This is a genomic window from Ruegeria sp. HKCCA5491, assembly GCF_013034565.1.
Taxonomy (GTDB): Bacteria; Pseudomonadota; Alphaproteobacteria; order Rhodobacterales; family Rhodobacteraceae; genus Ruegeria.
The window spans coordinates 140,660-165,041 of sequence record NZ_WQGG01000012.1; the positions used below are offsets into that span (position 1 = coordinate 140,660).

Here is a 24,382-nt window from a genome sequence, read left to right on the forward strand (position 1 = left end):
GATATTTCATTTTTCCCAGCCAGTTACGATCTGATCTTGTTGTGGCTTGGTGTGTTGTGAAATGTGACTGTAGGTTTTGTTCGAACAAGCATGAAGACGACGCTTCGCTCAATTCTGGCCGAATTTACCTTGCAACGGGGCGTGGCAGGTTTGGTGTTCCTGCCCTTGTTGGCGATCGCGTTTCAACCGTTTCCGGGCATATCCCTGTCTTTCTTGCCGCGCCTCCTGTTTTGGTGTGGTGCTATGGCCCTTGCGTTGGCGTTGACGTGGTTCGTTAGAAAGCTGTTTTTCGAATACCTTTCATTTGTCGAGTTCCGAGGGCGTGATGTTGCCCAAGTCGCCTTGGTCTTCGCCCTGTTCGTGCCGTCAGTCTGGTTGTTCGCCTGGCTTCTGCTTGCTGCCCAAGGGGAACAGGCGCCGGGAATTCTTTCGGTTGCGTCTTATGGCGGTTTGTTCGCAACCGGCCTTGTTTTGGTGCGAAGCAAACCTTTGGAAACCAGCCCGGATCAGGCCCCAGAACCTCAGAAACCACGGCTGCTGAACAGGTTGCCACATTCTTTCCAAGGTCAGGTGTTTCGGCTGGCGGTTAGGGATCACTCGGTTGACGTCGTAACGTCCGAGGGCACATTTACTATTCGGTCCCGGTTTACTGACGCAATTGCCGAAATGGAGCCCGTAAATGGCCATTGCACGCATCGCTCGCATTGGGTGGTCGACGCGGCCGTGTCCGGTGTTGAACGGCAGGGCGGCAAGATTTTCCTGCGGCTCAAGAACGGCGAGCTTGTTCCAGTAAGCAGGAAATATAAGCCTGAGTTGGAATGTGACGGTATCATCCAATAGGACGTCACCGTGGCATCGGGATCATCCGCGCGTGGGTGCCTGTCAAAATCGCTATCGCATCATCTTGCATCAGGTCGCATAGAACCTCGGCAGTACTGTAAAGCCCACCCGTATACGTTCCGTAAGCGGGTAAAATCAGCCGCTCACTGTCGGTCAGAAAGGCTGGTCTGGTGATGGAACTACCGCGCGCCCGAAGACGCGCTTTGGGGTGGTAGTGGCCGGAAACTTCGGCCTTGGCGTTGGGCTGCGCGATGTGGCGAAAGATCAAAGGCTCAACCTCAAACTCGGCCAGATGGCTACCGCCCAGTTCGACGGGGCCGGGGTCGTGATTTCCTTCGATCCAAATCCAGCGCCGCCCCGCCTGCAACGTTGTAATCCGGATCTTTTCCTCTGGGTCCAAACCAATTAGAGACTCCAGATCGTCAAAGCTGTCGCCTAGGCAGATGACAGTTTGGGCATTGGTCCGCGCGATATCTGCGGCCAAACGTGACAGTGTGTCCTGGCTGTCATAAGGCGGCAGCGATGGCCCGCCCAGACGCGCTAAACGCTCTGATTTACCAAGATGCAGGTCAGAGACACATAACAGGCCTTGATCCGGCCACCACAATGCCCCGGATCCCATCGCACAAAGGCTTTGACCGGCGAAGGAAAATGTCAGGTCGTTCATGCTGTGTTCTTTGCGAGTTTAAACCTGTTGTGCAAGAGGGTTTATGCAGGGTCCAACCCTGCCTCTTGTAACAGGCGCAGGCTTTCTTCCTCCAACAATCGTTCTTCGGCGGCTCCTTTGACGGGTACTTTTCCAACCTCCAGAAACAAAGGCGCGGCCAGAGGCGAAACACGATCCAGACGCAAAAGGTCGACCCGGTTGCCGATGCGCTCGATCATCGCTTCGATCCGTCCAAAATCCACCAAACCACGCATGGCCTCTTCCCGAGTGATTTGCATTAACAGGTGCTCAGGATCGTATTTCAGAAGCGTGTCATAGAGGATATCCGAGGAAAACGTCGCCTGCCGCCCGCTTTTGCGCTGGCCGCCTGTGTTGCGTTCGATCAGCCCGGCAATTGTTGCTGACGCTCGAAAGGTTCGTTTCATCACGGCGTTTCCGGCCAACCAGACGTCTAGCCCTTCTCGCAAGGCCTCAATTTGGAACAAGGGGCTGGGGTCGGTCACCGCGTCCAGCCCCCAAATCAACGTCGCGTAGTCGGTGGCGACAAAACCCAGTGGGGCGAGGCCCGTTTCCTCCATCCTTTTTGTCAGCAGCAGCCCAAGCGTCTGTTGTGCGTTTCGGCCCGCAAACCCGTAGACACAAAGATGTTCGCGCCCGTCACTGGGAAAGCTTTCGATCAACAGCCTGTCGCGTTGCGGTAATCGGGATATGTCGCGCTGCAGGGCCAACCAGTCGGCGGTATGCGCAGGCAATTGCGGCCAGTCCGCTTGGGCGAACATGCGCAGAATGCGGTCGCTCAACTGCGTGGAGGTGGCAAATTTGGTTCCGGAAAATGTTGCGATCTTTGGCTTGCGGTTTGCTTGGCGGCTGACCTCGACCGTCATGTCGCGTAACCCTTCGTATCGCACGATCCGTCCACCGATCAGGAACGTATCACCGGGGGTCAATGAGGCGGCAAAAGCCTCTTCAACCTCACCCAGTGGTTTTCCGCCGCGATTGCGCCTGAGCCGTACTTTCAGCGTGTCGGTGTCCTGAATCGTCCCGAGATTCATGCGAATACGCTGCGCGGCACGCGGGTCACGCAGTTGCCATTTGCCATCAGGTCTTTGTTGCAGGCGTTGCCAGCGATCATACGCGCGCAGGGCATAGCCTCCGGTCGCGCAGAAATCCAAACAGGCATCGAACTCAGTCCTTGCAAGTCGAGCGTAGGGGCCAGCCGTCGTCAGTTCCTGAAACAACGCGTCCGCCTCAAATGGGGCAGCAGCCGCAGCGATCAGGATATGCTGGCACAACACGTCCCGCGGCCCTGCCCCCCGCGGCTCTCCATCCAGATCGTGCGCTTTGGCGGCTTCCAGCGCAGCGATGCATTCGACCACTTCAAAGCGGTTGGCGGGTACAAGCAGGGCCTTGGACGGTGCGTTATACCGGTGATTGGCCCGCCCGATCCGCTGCACCAGCCGTTTGACGTTCTTGGGTGCACCGATCTGGATCACCAAATCGACATCCCCCCAATCGATCCCCAGATCAAGGCTGCCCGTGCAGACAATTGCACGCAGATCGCCGCGTACCATCGCAGCCTCGACCCGTTCACGCTGTTGCCGGTCAAGGCTGCCGTGGTGAATGCCAATTGGCAAGCCGTCTTCGTTGGCGAGCCACAGGTTGTGGAAGAAAATTTCGGCCTGCGCGCGGGTGTTGTGAAAGATCAGCGTCGTCTTGTGCTGGTTGATCTGCTCAAGCACAGCCGGGATGGAATAGGCTGCACCACCGCCTGACCACGGCGGCATTTCCTGCGTTTTAAGCATTCGGATGTCAGGATCCGGGCCGGGGTCAGCCTGAACAACAGGGCAGGGGTCAGGGTGACGGGCCAGAAATCGCGCGATGGCGTCCGGGTCTTCAACGGTGGCGGACAGTCCCACGCGGCGCAATTCTGGGCAGAAGCTTTGCAGTCGCGCCAGCGCCAACATCAACTGGTCCCCGCGCTTGCTTTCGGCCAACGCGTGGATTTCGTCAACGATTACGCGCTGCACGCCTTGGAACATCCTTGGCGCATCTTCATAGGACGTCAGCAGCGCCAGACTTTCCGGGGTGGTCAGCAGAATATGCGGCGGGTCGACACGCTGGCGCTTTTTCTGTGTGGCCGAGGTGTCTCCCGTCCGGTCTTCGATGCGAATTTTCAACCCGATGTCATCCGCCGGGCCGCGCAGGTTGCGCCGGATATCAGCGGCCAGCGCCTTGAGGGGCGAGACATAAATCGTGTGAAGTCCGGCATGATCCCGCGCCGCCAAATCGGACAGGGTCGGCAGGAAGCCAGCCATGGTCTTGCCACCACCCGTGGGCGCAATTAGCAGGGTTGCCGGATCAGCGGCCCGGTCGAACATTTCTTGCTGATGCGGATGGAAGGACCAGCCTTTGGCGGTGAACCAGTCGGTGATCCGGGCGGGAATCTGCGTCATACGCGCAGATTACTCGGCCCGGCCCCGAAATGGCACGGCCTTATTTGACGATTTTCTCGTCCTTGACGAACATGTTGGCCCAGGCGCGGTCGATCAGGTCGGGGCTCATCTGATAGGGGATGCCCTCGAATTCACAGATTGAGATCATCTGATCGATCAAGAAGATGGGCTGATAGTTCGCGTAGATATTGTTGATGGTCGGGTATCTGACTTTTAGCAGGTGCACCAGGGCGGCCTCATCCAACGGCATACCGCGTTTACGGGCAACCATGGCAAAGATTTTCAAGAAGTTCTCCTGGTTTGGACCGTCGATCTTGATCTTGAAGAAAATCCGGCGGAGGGCCGCTTGGTCGAAGATTTCATTCGGGTGGAAGTTGGTCGAGAAGATAACCAGCGTGTCAAAGGGGACTTCGAATTTCTCACCCGATTGCAGGCCGAGGATGTCCTTGTTTTCTTCCAATGGAACAATCCAGCGGTTGATCAGCGCCTGTGGCGGTTCAGCCTGACGCCCAAGGTCGTCCACGATAAAGATGCCACCAGTCGATTTAAGCTGCAGCGGGGCCTGATAGGTCCGCGCGGTGGGGTTGTAGACCAGGTCCAGCATGCTGAGCGAGAGTTCACCGCCAGTCACAACAGTCGGGCGTTCGCATTGAACATAGCGCGTGTCGAACCGTTTGCGGCGGCGCAAACTATTTGGATCGTCGGCTTCTTGTTCGATCGCGGTATGCACGATCGGGTCGTAGACGGTGATCACCTGACCGGCATATTCAATGGCGCGCGGGACATACACGCTGTCCCCCAAAGCATCACGAATACCGTTCGAGATTGACGACTTACCGTTACCGGGGGGGCCATACATGAGGATCGACCGACCCGCGCTGACCGCAGGGCCCAGATGATCCAGAAGGCTGTCGGGAAGAACCAGATGCCCCATGGCTCCGGTCAGTTGATCACGCGTGACCTGAATGTTCCGGATCGACTGGCGCTTGACCTGTTCGCGGTACACATCCAGCGGGACCGGCATTGCGCCAAAATATTCCGACTGGCTTAGCGCGTCCAAGGCACGTGCCTTGCCCGCATCCGTCAGTTGGTATCCCATTTCGTTGCCACTGTTCGCGTTCAGCGTACCGGTTGCCTCAAGAAGCTTTTGTTCGCGCGCGATGTCGATCAATTCCTGCGTTACCGAACCGGGCAAACACACTGCCGCGGCAACCTCGGACACAGTATCCACGTTTTTGCGAAAAATTGTCTTCAGCAGGATGTCCCGCATCATGACGATGGGAAGCTGCATTTCACCCAACCCTTTGGGGGCAGGAGGGGCCATTACCGTAGTCGTCTGCATATTCATGAGCGTCGCCCGTCTTATCCAGTATTCACGCCAATTGCCCGATGCCGGGCCACTTGCGGAAAATCTGGTCCTGCTTTGTGTCATCACCAAGGCAGGGAAAAGGCGGTCTGATGATAGTTTACGACCCGTAAACAGTCCCCAACATCAAATAGATGGCCAATCCGCCGCCCAGCGAAAAGCCCATTGGGAACTGCTTGGCGCGGTTCCAACTCTCCCAATCAGGAGCAATGGTTCTAAGGGCTGTGTTTCTGGCAAGCCGGTGGGTTACAAACGCGGCCAGTGTCGTGGATACCAGGATCATGGTCGCTGTCATGTAATCCCCCGGCCAGATAAATGCAGAAGCCGCCGCCAGAAATTTGGCGTCGCCAGCCCCCATAAGGCCCGCCGCGTTGAAGAAGATTCCAAGGATCAGGACAACCACGATATGCAGCAATTGCCAAACATACGGGGGCAACGTGATGGTAAACGGGCCGACCCAACCAGTGGTCCATTCGGTTGACCAAGGCGGCAGAACAAACAGACCTACGACAACAAAAACCAAGGCCAGCGTGATCACCGCGTGGTTCTTGATCAGCATGTCACGCAAGTCTGTGAAGGCCACGTAAAAGCAGATCGGCAGAACAAACGGTAAGAACCAGCCCGCGGCAAGTGCGGGAATGCTCATCAATCAGGCTTCCTCGAGCGCCCGGAGCGAGCGGACAGCTTCTTCGAAATGCTGTGGATGCGTCGCGATCGCTTCACGGAACAGGTTCTTGGCCGTCGTAACGTCACCCTGCTTGACCGCAGAAATCCCCATCGTATTCAGCAACATAGCACGTTCCGCCTGCGTCAGGGGGACAACAGGCATGCTGTAGTTTCCCTGTGCCGCACGCGCCAGAACAAGGTTGTTCTTGGCAGTAAACAAAGTGTTGTCCTGACGAATGGCTTCTGTGAAAAGACGCTCGGCCTCTTCGAATTCGCCACGAGACAGCTTGGAGTATCCCCAGTTGTTCATGACGCTTCCGGGGCGCGTGGTCAGCCCGACAGCAGTTTCATAGAAATGATCCGCACGCTTCCAATCTTGTTTGGAATCCGCAACGACAGCCTCGAGGCGGTAGCGCTTGAAGCTTTCGTACGTTGGCGGGATGGAATCCAGAACCGTTTTTGCCTGTGTCCAGTTGCCCGAACGCACAAGCGCGTCGGCATATTCGACCTTGTCGACGTTGGCCGCACCTTTCATGGTTGTCACTTTTTTCCATGCGGCGGCTGCTTCGGTCGTGCGTTTGGCGCGTGCCAGCGAAATTGCCAAACCGCGCTGCAGGTCGATACGGCCGGGATTCTTAGCAGCCGCACCTTGGAAATAGGTCACAGCCTCATTCGGGTCGGCCGCCGTCAGCAGAACTTCGTTCAGGTTTGTCTCGTCGATGACGTTCACTTCCTGAAACGTCTTCGCGACCTTTTCCTCTTCGGTTTCTTTTTCACAGGCAGACAGGGTCAGCCCGCACAGAACCATTGCCGGAATCAAGAATTGTTGGCGCATTTTGCGTCCCTTACTGCTCTTGCCTAAGTTACGGGAGCTTGCGCAGCTTGAATTGCCCGTCGCCTTGCTGCTCCAGTGTGTATTCTTGTTCTTCGGGTGTAGTATTAACAGGATTTTCCATTTTTGCGAGTGCTAAGCGAAGATTGTCGCGAATTGCGTCACTTTCGCCATTGTCCAATGCAAAGGCGCGCCGAAAGACCTGCGCTGCTTCGGGGTATTCGCCTTTTTCCACCAGAATAACGCCCAGATTATTCCACGCCACCGGCCAGTCTGGTTCATCGGCGACGGCACGACGCAGCAGGGTTTCAGCCGGCTTGAGCTGCCTGAGGCCAAGGTTTGCGGTGCCCATCGCCGCCATGATTTCCGGTGTCATACCTTGATCCAGGGCCGCGCGGGCAAATGAATCTAGCGCCAGGTCATATTCTCCGGCCACCAAAAGGCGATTGCCCACAACCAACGGGTCTTCAACTTGCCCCTTCGGATCAATACCCGGTGGATCCAATTGGTCCGAAACGCTGGTTTCCGTGCAAGAGGCCACCATGGTCATCACCATAGCGGCCCCTAGTGCGCGGCGAATCCCGAGTTGGACGCACCTGCTTGTTGAAATCATAGGGCTGAAGGCTCCCCTAGTTGCCACCTGCGAAGTCTGCGATGCCCTTTGCCGAAGGTCCAACAAGAATGACCAGCAACGGCGGCACCGTCAGCATCATTGTGGCAAGTGTCATTTTGGTTGGCAACTTGTTAGCGGCCTCTTCCGCGCGCATCACGCGTTTGTCACGCATTTCGCTGGCGTAAACCCGCAAAGCCTCGGCAATTGACGTACCAAAGGTTGCCGATTGGATCATCACCGTAACGAAAGAGCTGACATCCTGCACCCCACAGCGCGTGCCAAAGTCGCGCAGGACGGTGTCTTTATCCTTACCTGCCTTAAGCTCGTAGGCAACGACTTCGAATTCCTGTGCAATATCAGGGTAGGAAGCTTTCATTTCAGTTGCCACTCGGACGATGGCCTGGTCCAGAGACTGCCCGGCCTCAACGCAAACCAGCATGAGGTCCAGCGTATCGGGGAAACCGGCAACGATCGCCTCTTCCCGCTCGGCTACGCGGCGTGTGATCCAGTAGCGCGGCAGGAAATAGGCTGCGGTTGCCGGAATGATCACACGAATTGCCATTTGCGAGGGTGTGAATTCCTCGTCCCCGGCCAGCACTGTCACCAACATCACACCGATCAGGATACCGACGATCCCCAGCGCGAATTGGGCAAAGTGAAAGAATCGGACGGCATCCTTTGAGTGATATCCGGCCTGACGCAGCTTAAGCTGCATGGCCGACAGTTCTTCTTCGTTTTGCGGTTCAAGAAATGTCGCAAACTTTTCAAGCTGTTCGTTGCGACTTGCATTACGCAACTTGTCCCGCTTTTCCTTTTTGCCCTTCTTCGGAGCCGCGTTAGATCGCTGAAGCTTTTTAAGAGGATCTTCGGGCTGATTGATCATCAGCGGAACCGCAACCAGGATCATAAAGACCCCCAGCACGCCGACGACGATCAAGGGCCCGAATTCACCCAGGTTATCTTTCAGCAGGTCGTTAATTTGAGCCAAGAACTCCATGATACTTACCTCAGACCTTAATGTTTGTGAGAATGCGCATGACGATCAGGTTCAGCGTCAGCATGATCCCAACGAAGAAACAGCCGGGAATGAACCATGCGTGGTCCAGAACATCGTCATAGTAACCCGGGTCTTTCACCAGAATGAAAATCAGACAGAAGACCGGGAAACCGGATAGGAACTTGCCGGACCATTTTGCCTCGGCAGTGATTGCCTTAACGCGGCGGAACAGCCGAAAGCGCGCCCGGATCACCTGGGCCAGACCAGCCAGAATTTCGGCAAGGTTACCACCTGATTGCTGCTGAATTCCCACGGCCACAGACAAGAAGCGCAAGTCCTGCATATCCAGACGCTCGGCCAGGTCCTTCAGGGCTTCGCCGACGTCGCGACCATAGGCACACTCGTCTGCAATCACGCCGAATTCGGTGGCCAGAGGATCCTGAACTTCGTTTGCAACGATCTGGATCGTAGACACAAAAGGGTTACCAACGCGCAGCGAACGCACCATCAATTCCACGGCGTCAGGCAACTGCTCTTCCAGCAGGGCCATCCGTTTCGACGCCTTGTGGTTCACCCATGCATAGACGCCACCGACACCGATTGCGATCGAGATTGCAATGCGAAGGTAAGTGTCTGTTGCTGTGCCGATACTCAGCCCAACAAACGCAAACCCCGACAACAATGCCATTATCACGATCAACTGATGGGGTGAAAATGCAATCGCTGCTTTCTGCGCCTTGTCAGCCAGCAGAGAATAGAGCGGGATGCTCTGGGTTTTCATGTGCTGCTGCATTTCTTTCCGCAGCTGCTCAAGAACCTGTTCGCGCCCGACACCTTTATCCAGCATGTCCAGGCGCCGGTTGACCCGGCTGTTCAGACTGATGGATTTGCCGAATGCGACAAGATAGATACCTTCGACCAACGCCAGAACAGCGACGAAGATAACAACATAGATAAGGGCCTCTAACGGCAGTTGCATATCTGGCTCTCCTTACATCGTCGTTGGTTCGTAAATGGACGGGGGCAGGTCAAAGCCCCACAAACGGAAGCGTTCTGAAAAGTGGCTGCGAACGCCGGTTGCTGTGAAATGACCAATGATCTTGTTGTCTGGGGTCAATCCAACGCGTTGAAATTTAAAGATTTCCTGCATCGAGATCACATCGCCCTCCATGCCGGTGATCTCGGTGATCGAGGTCATCCGGCGCGAGCCGTCCTGTAGGCGGCTGGCCTGTACGATCAGGTTCACAGCAGATGAAATCTGGCTGCGGACCGCCTTGATGGGCATTTCGATACCGGCCATTGCGATCATGTTTTCCAAACGTGAAATACCGTCGCGGGCCGAGTTGGCGTGGATCGTAGTCATCGAGCCGTCGTGACCGGTGTTCATGGCCTGCAGCATGTCGATGACCTCGGCGCCACGCGTCTCGCCCACGATGATGCGGTCGGGGCGCATACGCAGGGCGTTTTTCAGACAGTCGCGCGGGCTGACTTCGCCTTTGCCTTCCACGTTCGGTGGGCGGCTTTCCATCCGGCCCACGTGGGTCTGTTGCAACTGAAGTTCCGCGGTATCCTCGATGGTCAGGATACGTTCGGCATCGTCGATAAAGCTGGACAGGGCGTTCAGCGTTGTCGTTTTACCGGAACCCGTACCGCCAGAAACGATGACATTCAGGCGGGTTGAAACCGCTGCCTGCAGATAGGCGGCCATTTCTTCGGTGAACGCTCCGAAATTGACCAGATCGTCAATCCCCAGTTTGTCCTTTTTGAACTTACGAATGGAAACCAAAGAACCATCAACGGCAATCGGAGGAACCATTGCGTTGAAACGCGAACCATCGGCAAGACGGGCGTCAACATATGGGTTGGATTCATCTACGCGACGACCCACAGCGGACACGATCTTGTCGATAATCCGCATCAGGTGCTTTTCATCTTTGAACGTGATGTCGCTGATTTCCAGCTTGCCCGCACGCTCAACAAAAATCTGCTGAGGTCCGTTTACCAGGATATCGTTGACCGTATCGTCTTGCAGCAACGCCTCCAAAGGACCAAGTCCTGTAACTTCGTCGTACAGTTCCTTGGTAAGCTGCGATCTGTCCTCGCGGTTTAGAACGATGTTCTTGAGTTCCAGAACTTCGCTGGCAATTGCGCTAATTTCAGCGCGCAGTTCGGATTCGCCTGCGTTTTCAAGCGCCGCGAGGTTGAGGTTTTCAAGAAGTTCGCGGTGCAACTCGATCTTGATCTCGCCAAGGCGCTCTTTGCGTTTGCGCTCGCGATCAGAGGCTGCAGGCTCTGCTGCCTTCTTTTTCACAGGGCGACGCGCGACGGCATTCGCGGAAGGGACCTGTTCAGCAGCGGGTTTGGGCGCTGCGGCTTGCGCTTGTTCCGCCGGTTGAACCGGCTGCGCTTCGGGCTGTTTCTTGTATCTTGAAAACACGGCGGCTCTCCCTTTGGGATTGTGTTATGCGGCCTCGGCGCTGCTGCTGCCCAGGCTGTGAAGAGATTTCGCAAGCTTCGCAATTTCACGACGTAGCGGGTTCTTGGCGGCAGAACTGGCCAGCGGCAGACCATGGTCGCCACTTTGCATCACCGGCTTTCCGCCATCGGGCAATTGCAGATCGATCGAAATGCCAAGGCTCTCGCCCATGCGTTTGATCCTGCTTTTTCCGTTCAGATCCGTGAATTTAGGCGCACGGTTCATCGCAAAACGCAGCTTGTTGAATGGAAGCTCTTCGGCTTGAAGTGCCCGTTTCAGGCGCAAAGCGTTCTGCGCGGACCGCATATCCAGTTCAATTAATGCGAAATACACATGTGCAGCTTGCAGAACGGTTTCGGACCACTGAACCAGTGTTGTGGGCATGTCCACAACCACATAGTCAAAGTGCCGGCGTGCCGTATCAATGACGCGCTGAATATCCTCTGATGTGATCAGATCCAGCGGGACCATATCAGACGGTGCCGTCAGGACCTGCATTTTTTCTTCATAAGTTTGAAGGGCTTGCGAGAACACGTCATCGTCCATTGACGCCGTGTCCGAGAGCATCTCAAAAACAGTTTCCCGGCGCGGCAGATCCAGATAGGTCGAAACAGTGCCGTATTGCAGGTCCAGGTCGATCAGGCAGACAGACGGGGCCTCTTTTTCCGAAATCGAAGCCAGCTCCCAAGCCAGGTTTACCGCCAGAGTCGTCGATCCGACGCCACCGGCCAGACCGTGGGTCACAAACAAAGCGCCTTCTTTTGATTCGCCCTGCGCTAGCGAAACGGCCGCTTCCTGCGCCAAAACGACCGGGTCGGGCTTGTTCATACGCTCGATTGCTTCCTGCAACTCGCCTTCTGGCAAAGGGTAGGGGACAAATTCATCCGCGCCCTTGCGCAGCAACTGGTGCAATGAAGCTGGCGTCACGTCCTCGGCAATCAGGACAACTTTGATCTTCTTTTCCTTGGCCTGCGTGATGATCTCACCCATCAGGGTAAGGTTGTCTTCGTCTTCGCCGTCAATAGCTAGGGCAACGAACTCAAGGTGATCGGCTTCAGGCTGTCCAAAAAAGGCCAAAGCCTCGGCAAACCCCAAGTCGCCCCAACGCTCACCCAAAGCGGCTTCCATGTCTTCGATCAGAAGATCAAAATTCTGGACGTCCCGGCTTATTGTGCAGGCCAGAATAGCGGTTTTATCATCTTGCGTCGTTGCGCTGGTCATTAACACAGTCCTCGTCGAGAGGGCAGCAACCTTCGCGAACCAAATGGTCCGGTCAGGCTTCTGTTGCCCTGTTGCGGCCTTATCCGGTCGCAGTTCACCCAATTGTTGAAAATGTGGCTTGGAACTTAGGCAAGAATTAGGCGCAAAAGAACCAATTGTTGGGAATTGGGCGACGATGTCGCCCAATTCAAAAGATTATTCAGAGATGTCTGTCGCGTCTACATCAGTGATGTAGCTCAGGTTGGTCGCGCTCTCGACATACTCGCGATAGATGACTTCTGCGTACTTGCCATCCAACAGCTGAGGTGCGCGATCAACAAAGCCTGAAACCTCTGTAACCGTACGCCGGTTGCGGCGGTCTCTGTTCGGCGTGTCGATCAAGGGTCGAGTTTTGCCAAAGGAAACAACGGCTTCCAGTCGCGACCGCGAGATGCCCTGACGTGTCAGGAAGGCAACCGCTGCGTCTGCACGACGCTGGCCGAGGCTTTGGTTGTAGGACTGGGATCCAACAGCATCCGTATGACCGTAAACGCGGAAGCGCGCTTCGGGGAACTGTTTGATCCAGTCTGCCTGCCGCAGCAGGATGCGCTGTGCGCTGGCATCCAACTGCGCGCTGTCAAAGGCAAAGTTGATCTGCGTTGGAACTTCGGCTGCGAACCTACGGCCCAGGATTTGGGCATATGTCAATTCGCCAGTCATGACTTGCGAATTGTTCAGAGTCGCATTTCCGAACGCACCTTGGTCAACTTCATATCCGGCCTCACGCGTACATGCGGCGACAGCGACCGAAAGACCCAGTGTGATGATCCACTTCTGCATTGGTCCTATCCTCCTTATCATTCCAGCACGTAGCCGTATGAGCTACCGAAGTCTTGCTTGGCGACTTCAGACGCACCACCGGAACCCAGACGTTCGGTTCTTGCGGTCCGGCCGTTGATGAACAGATCGAACTCGCTTGGCGGTTTGACCCGATCCGTCGGCAGAGCAAGAGCTTCACCGCGAGTCGGCGACACCAGGTGTGCGGTTACGATGACGACGAGTTCGGTTTGCTGACGCTGATATTCGGCGCTGCGGAACAGGGCACCAAGAACGGGGACGTCGCCCAGCCACGGCACCTGGTTGTTCAGGTCCGCAAAGTCGTCTTGGATCAGGCCCGCGATTGCAAAGCTTTCACCGTCGCGCAGTTCGACCGTTGTTTTGGTCCGACGTGCAACGAACGAAGGAACATTGTTACCTGCAATCGTAAAGTCCGAGTTATTGTCGATACTTGAAACAGATGTGCCCATCTCAAGGTTGATCAGATCACCGTCCACAACGCGCGGAGTAAAGATAATCTGAACACCGAAGGCCCGATACTCGATCGCGATGTTGCCGTCATCGGCAGGGACCGGAATTGGTACTTCGCCACCCGCGAGGAACTCAGCTTCCTGCCCGGACAGGGCAGACAGGTTGGGTTCCGCCAAGCTGCGCGCCAGGCCCTTTGCCTCAAGTGCTTCCAACAACAGGCGAACTTGCGTCGAACCGGCACCAAAACCGAACAGGATCGCGCCTGTGTTGGTCTGAGACACCGGAATGTTGTTGTTGATCGCGTTTTGTAGCGACAAAGCGTTGTTCAAGGTGTTGAAACCACCCGTTACGTCGCTACCGCCAAAGCCCAGCGATGCTGTAAGGCTTTTTGCGATTGAACGGCTCATTTCGGCGAAGCGTACCTTCAGCATGACCTGCTGAACGCCGCCAACCGACATCAGGTTCGAAACACGCTCGGGCGCGTAGCGCTCTGCCAGTTCCAGTGCCCGGGCCAGTTTGGCCGAGCTGGAAACAGTGCCGGACAGCACGATCCCGTCATTTGCCGTGCGGACCTCGATCGGTTCGCTTGGCAGGATCTGCCGCAGACGCTCTTTAAACTCCGAAACGTCCGGAGATACGCGGACGCGAACGTTGGCAAGCAAGTTGCCCGCCCCGTCAAACAGCGTCAGGGTGGTCAAGCCGGGGGCTTTACCCAAAACATAAATCGTGCGGTCCGAAAGCGACGAAATATCAGCAATGCCGGCGTTGGCGATGCTGAGTTCGGCAAACGGTTCCTCACTCTCTACGACAATGGCGCGGTTCATCGGGACATCGAGCGTTTCCGCCGTACCCTTCTTAACCACGCGCAAACTTTGAGCCCAGGCGGCATCGCCGACGGAACTCATTACAAGCGCCAACCCCAAAAGGGTCGCGCTAATCCAAGATTGTATTTTCATGTGACCTGCCTCTCCGATCACGCCTCGTTGTAGGTCTAGTGCCTTATGCCAGTTAACACTGCGCGACTTGTGAATTTATTGCAATAATCAATGGTTTCTGGAATTTTCCTTATGTGGATAATGCGCAACATCCAAAATAACACAAGCCGCGCAAGATGCGCGGCTTGTACGTCTAAATCGCTGATTTGGCGTCAGTTTGTGCAGGGAATCACTGTTTTCACGATCTCTCCTCCGCGCCGGGTATTTACCGTGCAAACTTCTTCCTGGACTTGCACCGGAGCAGGGGCGGCTTCTTTGATTCCCAACAGCTTTCTCTGGTCCACTTCAACCGCGCTTGCGACGGTTTCGTCCTGAACTCCTACCAGTGCCAGAGACAGTCGACCTGTGTTCTGCGCCTGTGCCAGGGCAGCAATTTGTTCAGGCGTCGCCGCGACCGTGACGGTGCGCGCGATGGTTGCACCTGTTAGGTCGGAGCCCGCCTTTTGGTCAACCGCGATAAGTTCAATGTTGGTTTGAATCAGCCGCGTGATTTCACCGCTGTTGCCAGCGATTGCACCACTCACCGATCCCGTCCAGTAAACGTCGACATTGTCACCCGGACGCAGGAAACCCGATACACCCGATGCAACATCAACACTGATTGCAAAAGCGCGTTTCCCTTTTTCAATACGCGAAGTCAGGCCAGCCGATTCTCCGGGCTTGGTCACCTTGACTTCCATCAGGGCTTCGTCCTTTTCCATTGCTCTCAGGACAAAGCGGTCGCCTTTTTTGTCTTCGGGAAACAATTCCGCCAATCCCAAAAAGGTGCCTTCGGGAATCGCATCTTCGGGCCACTGCACAACGCGAATGTCTTCCTCGGTCAGGCGCTCGCCGTATTTCAGCGCGCGGTTCGAGACCAAGACGTCAATTGTTGTGATTGTCTTTACATTCGCAAGCGCGTCCTGCGCGGCGCGCTTCTCTTTTTCAAGTTCAGCCTGAGTTTTGGAGATGTAGTCTTGTGCCAAATAGACTGCGCCACCGGCCAGAGCCACCCCGATAATCAGGACTAGTCCAAATACTGCACGCATTCGCGTCCCCTCGCTTATTCTGTTTACTCATGACGTCGCAACGAATGCGCGTCAGCTCATCCCTCGCTAATCGTGAATTGTGTCGAAAAGGGGGACAATCCTTGATTTTTTTTGCGTCCGTGGATTTTCGGTCGATCCAATCAAGCGTTACTCGGATACGGGTATCTGAAAACTGGGGTCTCGCACCTCGGCACCTCTGAGCGCATTGCCGGTTTGATTGTCCACGTGTTGAATGGATGGAGAAAGGTTTACGAAGATAATTGCGCCAAAGCCGACCAGACCCGCCGTCAAAAGAACCCAGTCGGCGGTGATGGCCCCATCTTCACCAAATAGATATTTTGCGATTCTGTTCATTTTTCAATCCAGCTTTTTGAGATAAAAAAAGGGTCGCAATCTGACGAACGCGACCCCTCTTAAAATGCTGTTCGGGCTATTAGTTGCTTGCTGCGCCGCCAATTGCCGGAACGCTTACGGATACACCCGACAGAGCCGTGTCGATTTCGCCGGCCAGGTCCGAAGTACCTGCGCCAACCTGGGTGTAAGCAACGGCTGCCAGGCCAACGATAGCTGCGGTCAGAACGACCCAGTCAACTGTTACGGCGCCGTCTTCGTCTTTGCGGAAGTTCTTGATGAACTTGATCATGTTACGTCCCTCCTAAAGGATCAAAATAGTCTGTTAAACCTCGGCGTCTTACAGAGCTTCGTCTCTCAGTCCGCTCTTGACCGTCTCGGTATGGCATTATGTTTGACTGGCGTGCGTGGCAGGAATTGGGCCAAAACCATTTTTTTTTCGCCGAATGTTAACTTTCCGGTAATTTTTTTGTCAAGCAGCTGAAATATAAAGATAAAAAATGCGAAATTAGTTGAGGCGACCCATTCGCCCGATGCAAAATTGCGCCAAATGAGGCGAAAATGCCCCAATTCCGGTGGTTTTTCTGGTTTTGGGGCCGGTTCTGGGGTTCAAATCAATCAAAAGATAAATGCATGAGGCGGGCAAAATGAATCTCAGGGACGCAATATTCTGCGTCGGTGTTGTGGCTGCGTTGTTTTTCAGCCCTGCACCTGTTGTTGCGCAATCCGTAGAACCAAGAGGCGTATATAAACGAGTCAAAGCGCCAAAGCCGGGTACGCGCCCTAAGATCACGGTTCAAATCTCGCCCGAGGAACATGCCACAGCGCCTTTCGCTCCAAGTACTGGAACCGAGATCGCTGTTCCCGAGATTGTTGCGCGGACTCGTGTTGCGCCCCCTAGCCTGCCGGGAGGGGCCGAAAAGCCCACCGGTTCCTACAAGGAGTTCTGGGAAAAGATTTCGCCCGACTTGGCGCGATCTGGCGCGGGACGCCTGGATGAGGCGATAAACGCGCTGGCTGCGATTAATGTCGCCTCGCCCCGATTGCAGACGCTTCAGAACATTGCGCAGCAGCAGGGGATTGAGATTCTTCGCTCCACCGTCGGCACGAATGTCTCACCCGCCTTGGTGCTGGCTGTGATTTCCGTGGAATCCGCGGGCCGTTCGGATGCGGTCAGTTCCGCCGGGGCGCAGGGCCTGATGCAATTGATGCCTGCGACGGCCAGACGGTTTGGCGTGAAAGACAGCTTCCACCCGGGCCAGAATATCTCTGGCGGTGTGAAATACCTGAACTGGTTGATGGAAGAGTTCGGGAACGATCCCATCCTCGTTCTTGCCGGATACAACGCCGGTGAAGGCGCGGTACGCAAACACGGTGGGGTCCCACCTTATTCCGAGACGCGCAATTACGTTCCCAAAGTGCTGGCCGCGTTTCAGATAGCACGGGCTTTGTGTTCCACGCCGCCTGAGCTGATCTCGGACGGGTGCGTGTTCCAGACGCAGAACTAAAAAAGGCCCGCCGTTCTGGTGGGCCTTTACCGTGATGCTTGTCAGTTGACGATGGTTGCTTCGGTGGCGCTTCGAATTTCGTCTTCGGTAACGCCCTCGGCGGTCTCGACGATCTTTAGCCCACCGTCCACGATATCCAGAACGCCCAGATTGGTGATAATTCGGTTCACCACCTTTTTGCCGGTAAGGGGCAGGGTGCATTTCTTCAGCAGCTTGGACTTGCCGTGCTTGTTGGTGTGATCCATCACCACGATCACCCGGCCAACGCCGGCCACAAGGTCCATCGCGCCGCCCATGCCTTTGACCAGTACGCCGGGGATCATCCAGTTGGCCAGATCGCCCTCTTCGTCAACCTCCATCGCGCCCAGCACGGCAGCGGCGATTTTGCCACCCCGGATCATGCCAAAGGATGTGGCGCTGTCGAAATAAGATGTGCGGGACAGTTCGGTGATCGTCTGCTTGCCTGCGTTGATCAGGTCGGGGTCTTCTTCGCCCTCGAACGGGAAGGGGCCCATGCCCAGCATGCCATTTTCCGATTGCAGAGTGATGTCCTTGTCGCCGACATAGTTCGCCACCAGCGTCGGAATTCCGATCCCGAGGTTTACATACATGCCGTCTTCCAGCTCTTGCGCTGCGCGGGCGGCCATCTGATTTCGGTCCCAAGGCATTATGCGTCCTCCTTCTTGCGGGTGGTGCGCTGTTCTATGCGCTTTTCGTGGCTACCCTGAATGATGCGGTGCACATAAATGCCGGGCAGGTGGATGGCGTCGGGGTCCAAGGAACCACGTGGGACAATCTCTTCAACTTCGGCCACGCAGATCTTGCCGCAAGTCGCGGCGGGGACGTTAAAGTTACGCGCAGTCTTGCGGAAGATCAGGTTGCCAGTGTCGTCGGCCTTCCACGCCTTGACGATCGCGAGGTCGGCAAAGATGCCTTCCTCCATGATGTAAGTCTCGCCGTTGAAGTCTTTGTGCTCTTTCCCTTCGGCGATCACGGTGCCCACGCCGGTTTTGGTGTAGAAACCGGGGATACCAGCGCCACCAGCGCGCATACGCTCAGCCAGAGTGCCCTGCGGGTTGAACTCTAGCTCAAGCTCTCCGGCCAGGTACTGACGCATGAACTCGGCGTTTTCGCCAACGTAAGAGCTGATCATTTTCTTGACCTGCTTGGTTTGCAGCAGGATACCGATGCCGAAATCATCAACACCCGCGTTGTTTGACGCAAATGTCAGGTCCTGAGCGCCGGACTCTTTAATTGCTTCCAGCAGAAGCTCGGGAATGCCGCACAGGCCAAACCCGCCCGCCGCAATCAGCATGCCATCCGACAACACGCCATCAAGCGCATCGGTGGCATTGGCATAGACTTTTTTCATGAAGAAACTCCCCCAATGACATGGTGATGGGCAGGTTGTGCCGCCACGTCACGGGGAAGTCAACGAATCCAAGGGGGTGGTGGTATTTCTACCTATGAGGCCGCCTTTTTGGTCGTCTTCTTGGCCGTTGCCTTCTTCTTCGGCGCAGCTTTCTTTTTAGTGCCTTTCTTGGCGGCGCGCTCGTTGACCAGTTCGATGGCCATTTCCTGCGTCACGTCCTCGGGCTTGATGTCCTTGGGAATGGTTGCATTAACCTTTTCCCATTTCACATATGGCCCATAGCGCCCGTCCAGCACTTGCATTGCCCCGCCATCGGGGTGATCGCCCAGTTCCTTGAGCGGTTTTGCCGCCGCACGCCGTCCGCGCCCCGGGTTTGCGCGTTTCTCGGCCAGCAATTCGACTGCGCGGTTCATCCCGATCTCGAACACATCGTTCGGGTCCTTGAGATTGGCATAAACCGGCTTCGCCTCGTCCGGCAGTTGGTGCATGATATATGGCCCGAAACGTCCGAAATTCGTGCTGATCATGCCGCCATCGGGGTGTTCGCCGATCTGGCGAGGCAAAGACAACAGTGTCAGCGCCTTGTCCAGATCCATGTCATCCTTGCTCCACCCACGGGGGAGGGACGCACGGGGGGGCTTTTTGTTCTCGGGCGTGGGTTCGCCGCGCTGTACATAAGGACCAAACCGACCGGATTTCAGCCAGATCTCATCGCCTGCATCTTCACCCAGCAGGCGCTCATCGCCCTCGGCCCCTTCGCCCGCGATGGGGCGGGTATAGGTGCATTCCGGATAGTTGCCGCAGCCCACAAACCCGCCTGTGCGCGAGGTTTTCAGGTGCAGCTGACCTACACCGCATTTCGGGCAGACACGGGGATCAGAGCCGTCTTCACGAGGTGGATAAAGCTGCGGGGCCAGCGCCTCGTCCAGCTTGTCCAGCACTTCGGAAATGCGCAGTTCCGATGTCTCACCAATCGCGGCTGAGAAATCGCGCCAGAACTTACCCAGCAGGTCTTTGTAGTCACGCTCGCCCGCGCTGACATCGTCCAGCTCACCTTCCAGATTGGCGGTGAATTCGTATCCCACATACTGTCGGAAGAAATTAAGCAAAAAGATCGTAACGATCCGGCCCTTTTCTTCGGGGATCAGCCGGTTCTTGTCCTTGCGCACATATTCACGGTCCTGAATCGTGGTCACGATGCTGGCATAGGTGGAGGGGCGCCCGATCCCCAGTTCCTCCATTCGTTTGACCAGGGTGGCCTCGGTATAGCGTGGGGGGGGCTGCGTGTGGTGTTGCAGGGCCAGAACCGCCTCGTTTTCAGACAGAACCGCGGCCTTGTCCTCGGCCTTGGCGAACTGATCCTTGAGCGAGGCCTTTGCAAACCGCGCCGGATCGCCCTGCGTGATCTGGGGCAAGCGCTTGTCGTCGTCATCGGCCACATCGTCGCGGCCTTCCTCATAGACGCGCATGAATCCGTCGAACATGACAACCTGACCGGTAGCGCGCAGGCCGACCTGACCATCATCGCTGCCGATCTCAACGGTGGTCCGCTCCAGCCGGGCAGCGGCCATCTGGCAGGCGATGGTGCGCTTCCAGATCAGATCATACAGCTTTCGCTGATCCTCATCCGTCACCTTCAAATCGTTGGCGTCGCGCGACATGTCGGTAGGGCGGATACATTCGTGCGCTTCCTGCGCGTTCTTGGCCTTATTCTTGTAAATGCGGGGGCTGTCAGGCACATATTCCGCGCCATAGCGGTCGGTGATGGTATCGCGGGTGGCGGCCACAGCCTCGGGGGCCATGTCGATGCCATCGGTCCGCATATAGGTAATGTAGCCGGCTTCATACAGCCGCTGTGCCACCTGCATTGCGTGGCGCGCGCCCATGCCGAATTTGCGACTGGCTTCCTGCTGCAGGGTCGAGGTCATGAATGGAGCGCTGGGGTTGCGCGCCGCAGGCTTCGCCTCGACCGAGGTCACGGTAAGAGCGCGGCTGGTGATTGCCTGAACGGCCAGTTCGGCCTGCGTGGCGTTCTTCAGGTCGTGCTTATCCAGTTTATTCCCGGCCAGAGTGACCAGACGCGCCTCATAGGTCTGACCACGCGGCGTTTCGAACAGCGCTTTGACCGACCAGTATTCAACCGGTTTGAACGCCTCGATCTCCATCTCGCGCTCGACGATCAGACGCAAACAGACGGATTGCACACGCCCCGCCGATTTCGCACCGGGCAGCTTACGCCACAGGACGGGGGACAGGTTGAAGCCCACCAAGTAATCCAGTGCGCGACGGGCCAGATAAGCCTCGACCAAAGGCATATCGACCTGACGGGGGTTCTGCATCGCTTCGGTCACGGCGTCCTTGGTGATCGCGTTGAAGGTCACGCGGCTGACCGGCGTGTCCTTTTTGATCGAGCGGCGCTTGGTCAGCGCCTCTTGCAGGTGCCAACTGATCGCCTCGCCCTCACGATCAGGGTCAGTGGCGAGGATCAGGGCGTTGTCCTCTTTCAGCGCGTCGGCGATCGCTTTGACATGCTTGCGGCTGTCATTGCCAACCTCCCATTTCATGTCGAATTCGTGGTCAGGATCGACCGATCCGTCCTTGGGCGGCAGGTCACGCACGTGACCATAAGACGCCAGAACCGTGTAGTCATCGCCAAGATATTTGTTGATCGTTTTGGCCTTGGCAGGGGATTCTACAACAACTACAGGCATTTAAGGGAAAACCTCGCTCGACGAATTTGGCGCCTTCTATGATGGTGCAAAATGTGGAGGGCAAGAGCGAATTGTCAATGCGTTCCTTTTGCCAAAGCGATTTGGCGGTGATTTCAAAGTGATACGGGTAGAACAATGGCGCATTCGTTCGATCAGGCCGATAACGATAGAAGTCCGCCGGGTTGTCTTTGGATGCGCCCGTCTAATTCCAGATCTACCAGCACCGGGCCGATTTCCCCGGCAGTGGCCGCAATATCGCGGATCAGTTGATCTTCGGCAATCGGGGACGGCCCGAGGCGCGTCAGGATCGCCACGTGCAGCGATTCTACGTTAGCTTCAGAATTGTCTGTTCGGGGGTGCTGTTCGGCTTGAACGGGTGAAGGTATTTCACGTTTGGGCAGCGCTTCGATAACGTCTTCCGCCGAGCGTACCAGAGTCGCGCCGTCGCGGATCAGCAGGTTGCACCCCGCGGCACGGGCGTCAAAGGGGTGGCCGGGCACGGCCAGAACTTCGCGCCCCTGATCCAATGCGTCGCGCGCAGTGATCAGACTGCCGGACTTGGCCGCGGCCTCGACCACCACAACCGCCTGTGAAAGGCCCGAGATGATCCGGTTGCGGCGCGGGAAATGACGGGCCTGAGGCGTCACGCCCATGGGTTGTTCCGACACCCGCAATCCGTTTTCGGCGATTTTATGGGCCAGATCGGTGTTTTCTGACGGATAGACCACGTCGACCCCTCCGGCCATGACAGCCACAGTGCCAGCGTCCAGCGCCGCGATATGGGCCGCCGTGTCGATCCCGCGGGCAAGACCGGAGACAATCACATATCCATGCTTGCCCAGATCGGTAGCCAGCCCGCGCGCCATGCGCGCACCCAACGATGAACAACTACGTGCGCCGACCATTGCAACCGATGGGTTTTGCAGCAGTGATACATCACCGACTGCCCACAACATCGGCGGTGCATCATTCAGGTCATTCAAAGCGGTCGGGAAGTCAGCGGCCCCAAGGCACAAAAGCCGCGCGTTGGCGGCTTTTGCGGCCTTGAGTTCCGCCTCAATCACACCGGGCGGGCAGATTTCATACCCTTTTATTCCGGCAGCGCGCGCCATTTCAGGCAGCGCGGCCAGCGCATTCTGCGCCGAGCCATGTTCCCGCAGCAGTCGACGAAACGTCGCTGGACCAACCTTGCGCGAGCGCAACAGACGAAGCCAGGAAAACCGATCCTCTTCCGTGGTGGGTGGGAGTGTGGGGTGATTGGAAGAAAGCTGCTCCTCGGTCATCCGTTGCTCCGCCTGATTGCAGAACTGGTTTACGGCTGGAGTGGTTAACAGCTTCTGAATCCGTTCAAATTTTTCTGGTATTTTTGTAGGTTGAACTAGCGTTTTCGCGTAACAATCTGAAAATCAATGGAAAATATAAACGCGTCGCAAGCGTGGCCTGAGCGCCGCTGGACAGCGCAAGCAGGAATCGAGGCGCAGTATTAACCCTGCGCCCCACAAAATTCGCCGCGATTCTAGTTTATGCCGCCGATCCGCCGACAGTCAGGCCGTCCATCAGAACAGTCGGCTGCCCGACGCCGACTGGCACCCATTGGCCGTCCTTGCCACATGTGCCCATGCCAGGATCTAGCGCCATGTCGTTGCCCAGCCCGCGGATACGCTTCAGGGCAGACGGGCCGTCCCCAATCAAGGTCGCGCCTTTGACCGGCGCACCGATCTTACCATTTTCGACCCGGTAGGCCTCGGTGCAGGAAAAGACGAATTTGCCGTTGGTGATATCCACCTGCCCGCCACCAAAGCCAACAGCCCAGATACCGTCCTTGATATCGGCCACCAGCGATGCGGGGTCCGCGTCGCCGCCCAGCATGACGGTGTTGGTCATACGCGGCATCGGTTTATGGGCATAGCTTTGTCGGCGGCCATTTCCGGTGGGCGCAACCCCCATCAAGCGCGCATTCTGGCGGTCCTGCATGTAACCAGTCAGGATACCGTCCTCGATCAGAACGGTGCGCGAGCTTGGCGTACCCTCGTCATCGACCGAGATCGAGCCGCGACGGTCCGGGATAGTGCCGTCATCCACCACGGTCACGCCTTTGGAGGCGATCTGCTGACCCATCAACCCTGCAAAGGCCGAGCTGCCCTTGCGGTTGAAATCCCCCTCTAACCCGTGTCCGATGGCTTCGTGCAGCAGAATACCGGGCCAGCCGGGGCCAAGCGCGACCTCCATCACACCCGCGGGCGCTGGGATGGCGTCCAGATTGACCAGTGCGATCCGCAGCGCCTCTTGTGCCTTGTCCTGCCAGTCGGAAGGGTCGATCAGCCCGTCCAGACCCACACGACCGCCCCCGCCTGCCGAGCCGCTTTCGCGCCGGCCATTCTGCTCGACGATCACCGATATGTTCAGGCGAGTCATCGGGCGTACATCACGGACGATCACGCCGTCTGGGCGCAGAATTTCGACCTCTTGCACGGCAGCCGCAATCGTTGCGCTGACCTGAACGACACGGGAATCAAGATCGCGGGCGAAGGCATCAATCTCGCGCAGGGTCTCGATCTTGACCGGGAAACTGGCGGATTCGATCGGGTCCTCGTCCGTATAAAGGCGTGTGTTGGTGGCGCGTGGCGCTCTGGCCAAGGTGCCGCCACCATCGCCGACGGCCAGGCGCGTTGTCTCTGCAGCACGTTTCAGCGCCGGGATCGAGACGTCGGTGGAATGTGCATAACCCGCCACCTCGCCCTGAACCGCGCGCAGTCCGAACCCTTCGGAGGCATCGTAAGACGCAGTGCGCAAACGCCCGTCGTCAAAGACCAGAGCTTCTGATTTTCGGCGTTCCACAAACAACTCTCCGTCCTCGGCCCCGGCGGTGGCAGATTGCAAAACGGCAAGCGCTTCGTCGTGGGGAAGGGCGCTTTCAAAGGGGCGAAACGGGTCATTCGTCATGGGTGGGACCTTTCGAGTTTGATCCAGATCAAAAATAGCGTCTGTTTGACGCAAGC

At 56.7% G+C, this 24,382-nt stretch carries 22 protein-coding genes; 2 read left to right on the forward strand and 20 right to left on the reverse strand.

Annotated features, from left to right (window positions below; translation table 11 throughout):
• Positions 1 to 90 precede the first annotated feature (90 nt).
• Positions 91 to 840 carry a LytTR family DNA-binding domain-containing protein gene (locus tag GOV88_RS16410; protein ID WP_171121844.1) on the forward strand — a complete coding sequence of 250 codons (750 nt, stop codon included), beginning with the start codon at positions 91 to 93 and terminating at the stop codon, positions 838 to 840.
• Positions 841 to 844: 4 nt separating this feature from the next.
• Here the strand turns inward: GOV88_RS16410 and pdeM are convergent, their stop codons facing one another.
• The 15 genes from pdeM to GOV88_RS16485 form a co-directional block, all read right to left on the reverse strand.
• Positions 845 to 1,507, reverse strand: a complete 663-nt coding sequence (gene pdeM, locus GOV88_RS16415; RefSeq protein ID WP_171241093.1) for a ligase-associated DNA damage response endonuclease PdeM — start codon at positions 1,505 to 1,507, stop codon at positions 845 to 847.
• A 41-nt stretch (positions 1,508 to 1,548) separates the two neighbouring features.
• Entirely contained in the window at positions 1,549 to 3,960 is a 2,412-nt protein-coding gene (locus GOV88_RS16420) for a ligase-associated DNA damage response DEXH box helicase (protein ID WP_171241094.1), read from the reverse strand.
• A 40-nt stretch (positions 3,961 to 4,000) separates the two neighbouring features.
• On the reverse strand, positions 4,001 to 5,308 hold the full coding sequence (locus tag GOV88_RS16425) for an ATPase (protein WP_171125702.1): 1,308 nt from the start codon (positions 5,306 to 5,308) through the stop codon (positions 4,001 to 4,003).
• Positions 5,309 to 5,426: 118 nt separating this feature from the next.
• Entirely contained in the window at positions 5,427 to 5,972 is a 546-nt protein-coding gene (locus GOV88_RS16430; RefSeq protein WP_171125700.1) for a prepilin peptidase, read from the reverse strand.
• A gap of 3 nt (positions 5,973 to 5,975) precedes the next feature.
• Positions 5,976 to 6,827, reverse strand: coding sequence for a lipopolysaccharide assembly protein LapB (locus tag GOV88_RS16435; RefSeq protein WP_171121849.1), 852 nt, complete (start codon positions 6,825 to 6,827; stop codon positions 5,976 to 5,978).
• Positions 6,828 to 6,855: 28 nt separating this feature from the next.
• Positions 6,856 to 7,380 carry a tetratricopeptide repeat protein gene (locus tag GOV88_RS16440; protein WP_171121850.1) on the reverse strand — a complete coding sequence of 175 codons (525 nt, stop codon included), beginning with the start codon at positions 7,378 to 7,380 and terminating at the stop codon, positions 6,856 to 6,858.
• Positions 7,381 to 7,453: 73 nt separating this feature from the next.
• Entirely contained in the window at positions 7,454 to 8,434 is a 981-nt protein-coding gene (locus tag GOV88_RS16445; protein WP_171121851.1) for a type II secretion system F family protein, read from the reverse strand.
• A gap of 10 nt (positions 8,435 to 8,444) precedes the next feature.
• Positions 8,445 to 9,413 carry a type II secretion system F family protein gene (locus GOV88_RS16450; protein WP_171121852.1) on the reverse strand — a complete coding sequence of 323 codons (969 nt, stop codon included), beginning with the start codon at positions 9,411 to 9,413 and terminating at the stop codon, positions 8,445 to 8,447.
• Positions 9,414 to 9,425: 12 nt separating this feature from the next.
• The gene (locus GOV88_RS16455) at positions 9,426 to 10,871 is read right to left on the reverse strand and encodes a CpaF family protein (protein ID WP_171241095.1); all 1,446 of its coding nucleotides are present in this window, start codon (positions 10,869 to 10,871) and stop codon (positions 9,426 to 9,428) included.
• Between the two features lie 24 nt (positions 10,872 to 10,895).
• The gene (locus tag GOV88_RS16460; RefSeq protein ID WP_171121854.1) at positions 10,896 to 12,131 is read right to left on the reverse strand and encodes an AAA family ATPase; all 1,236 of its coding nucleotides are present in this window, start codon (positions 12,129 to 12,131) and stop codon (positions 10,896 to 10,898) included.
• 195 nt (positions 12,132 to 12,326) lie between these two features.
• Positions 12,327 to 12,950: an OmpA family protein gene (locus GOV88_RS16465; protein WP_171121855.1), complete on the reverse strand. Its 624-nt coding sequence runs from the start codon at positions 12,948 to 12,950 to the stop codon at positions 12,327 to 12,329.
• Between the two features lie 17 nt (positions 12,951 to 12,967).
• Positions 12,968 to 14,374 (reverse strand): type II and III secretion system protein family protein, encoded by a 1,407-nt coding sequence (locus tag GOV88_RS16470; RefSeq protein ID WP_171121856.1) that lies wholly within the window; start codon positions 14,372 to 14,374, stop codon positions 12,968 to 12,970.
• Positions 14,375 to 14,565: 191 nt separating this feature from the next.
• Entirely contained in the window at positions 14,566 to 15,441 is an 876-nt protein-coding gene (gene cpaB / locus GOV88_RS16475; RefSeq protein ID WP_171121857.1) for a Flp pilus assembly protein CpaB, read from the reverse strand.
• Between the two features lie 147 nt (positions 15,442 to 15,588).
• A complete protein-coding gene (locus GOV88_RS16480; protein ID WP_171121858.1) occupies positions 15,589 to 15,795 on the reverse strand; it encodes a hypothetical protein in 207 nt (68 codons plus the stop codon).
• Positions 15,796 to 15,874: 79 nt separating this feature from the next.
• The gene (locus GOV88_RS16485; RefSeq protein ID WP_171121859.1) at positions 15,875 to 16,084 is read right to left on the reverse strand and encodes a Flp family type IVb pilin; all 210 of its coding nucleotides are present in this window, start codon (positions 16,082 to 16,084) and stop codon (positions 15,875 to 15,877) included.
• Between the two features lie 355 nt (positions 16,085 to 16,439).
• Between GOV88_RS16485 and GOV88_RS16490 the strand changes: the two genes are divergently transcribed.
• The gene (locus tag GOV88_RS16490) at positions 16,440 to 17,300 is read left to right on the forward strand and encodes a lytic transglycosylase domain-containing protein (protein WP_171241096.1); all 861 of its coding nucleotides are present in this window, start codon (positions 16,440 to 16,442) and stop codon (positions 17,298 to 17,300) included.
• Positions 17,301 to 17,341: 41 nt separating this feature from the next.
• Here the strand turns inward: GOV88_RS16490 and GOV88_RS16495 are convergent, their stop codons facing one another.
• The 5 genes from GOV88_RS16495 to tldD form a co-directional block, all read right to left on the reverse strand.
• Positions 17,342 to 17,968: a CoA transferase subunit B gene (locus GOV88_RS16495; RefSeq protein ID WP_171241097.1), complete on the reverse strand. Its 627-nt coding sequence runs from the start codon at positions 17,966 to 17,968 to the stop codon at positions 17,342 to 17,344.
• A complete protein-coding gene (locus GOV88_RS16500; protein ID WP_171121862.1) occupies positions 17,968 to 18,672 on the reverse strand; it encodes a CoA transferase subunit A in 705 nt (234 codons plus the stop codon). The genes GOV88_RS16495 and GOV88_RS16500 overlap by 1 nt, the downstream gene beginning before the upstream one ends.
• Positions 18,673 to 18,764: 92 nt before the next feature.
• A complete protein-coding gene (topA, locus tag GOV88_RS16505; RefSeq protein WP_171241098.1) occupies positions 18,765 to 21,383 on the reverse strand; it encodes a type I DNA topoisomerase in 2,619 nt (872 codons plus the stop codon).
• Positions 21,384 to 21,535: 152 nt separating this feature from the next.
• Positions 21,536 to 22,666 (reverse strand): DNA-processing protein DprA, encoded by a 1,131-nt coding sequence (gene dprA, locus GOV88_RS16510; RefSeq protein ID WP_171241099.1) that lies wholly within the window; start codon positions 22,664 to 22,666, stop codon positions 21,536 to 21,538.
• A gap of 238 nt (positions 22,667 to 22,904) precedes the next feature.
• Positions 22,905 to 24,326, reverse strand: coding sequence for a metalloprotease TldD (tldD, locus tag GOV88_RS16515; RefSeq protein ID WP_171121864.1), 1,422 nt, complete (start codon positions 24,324 to 24,326; stop codon positions 22,905 to 22,907).
• Positions 24,327 to 24,382: the final 56 nt, after the last annotated feature.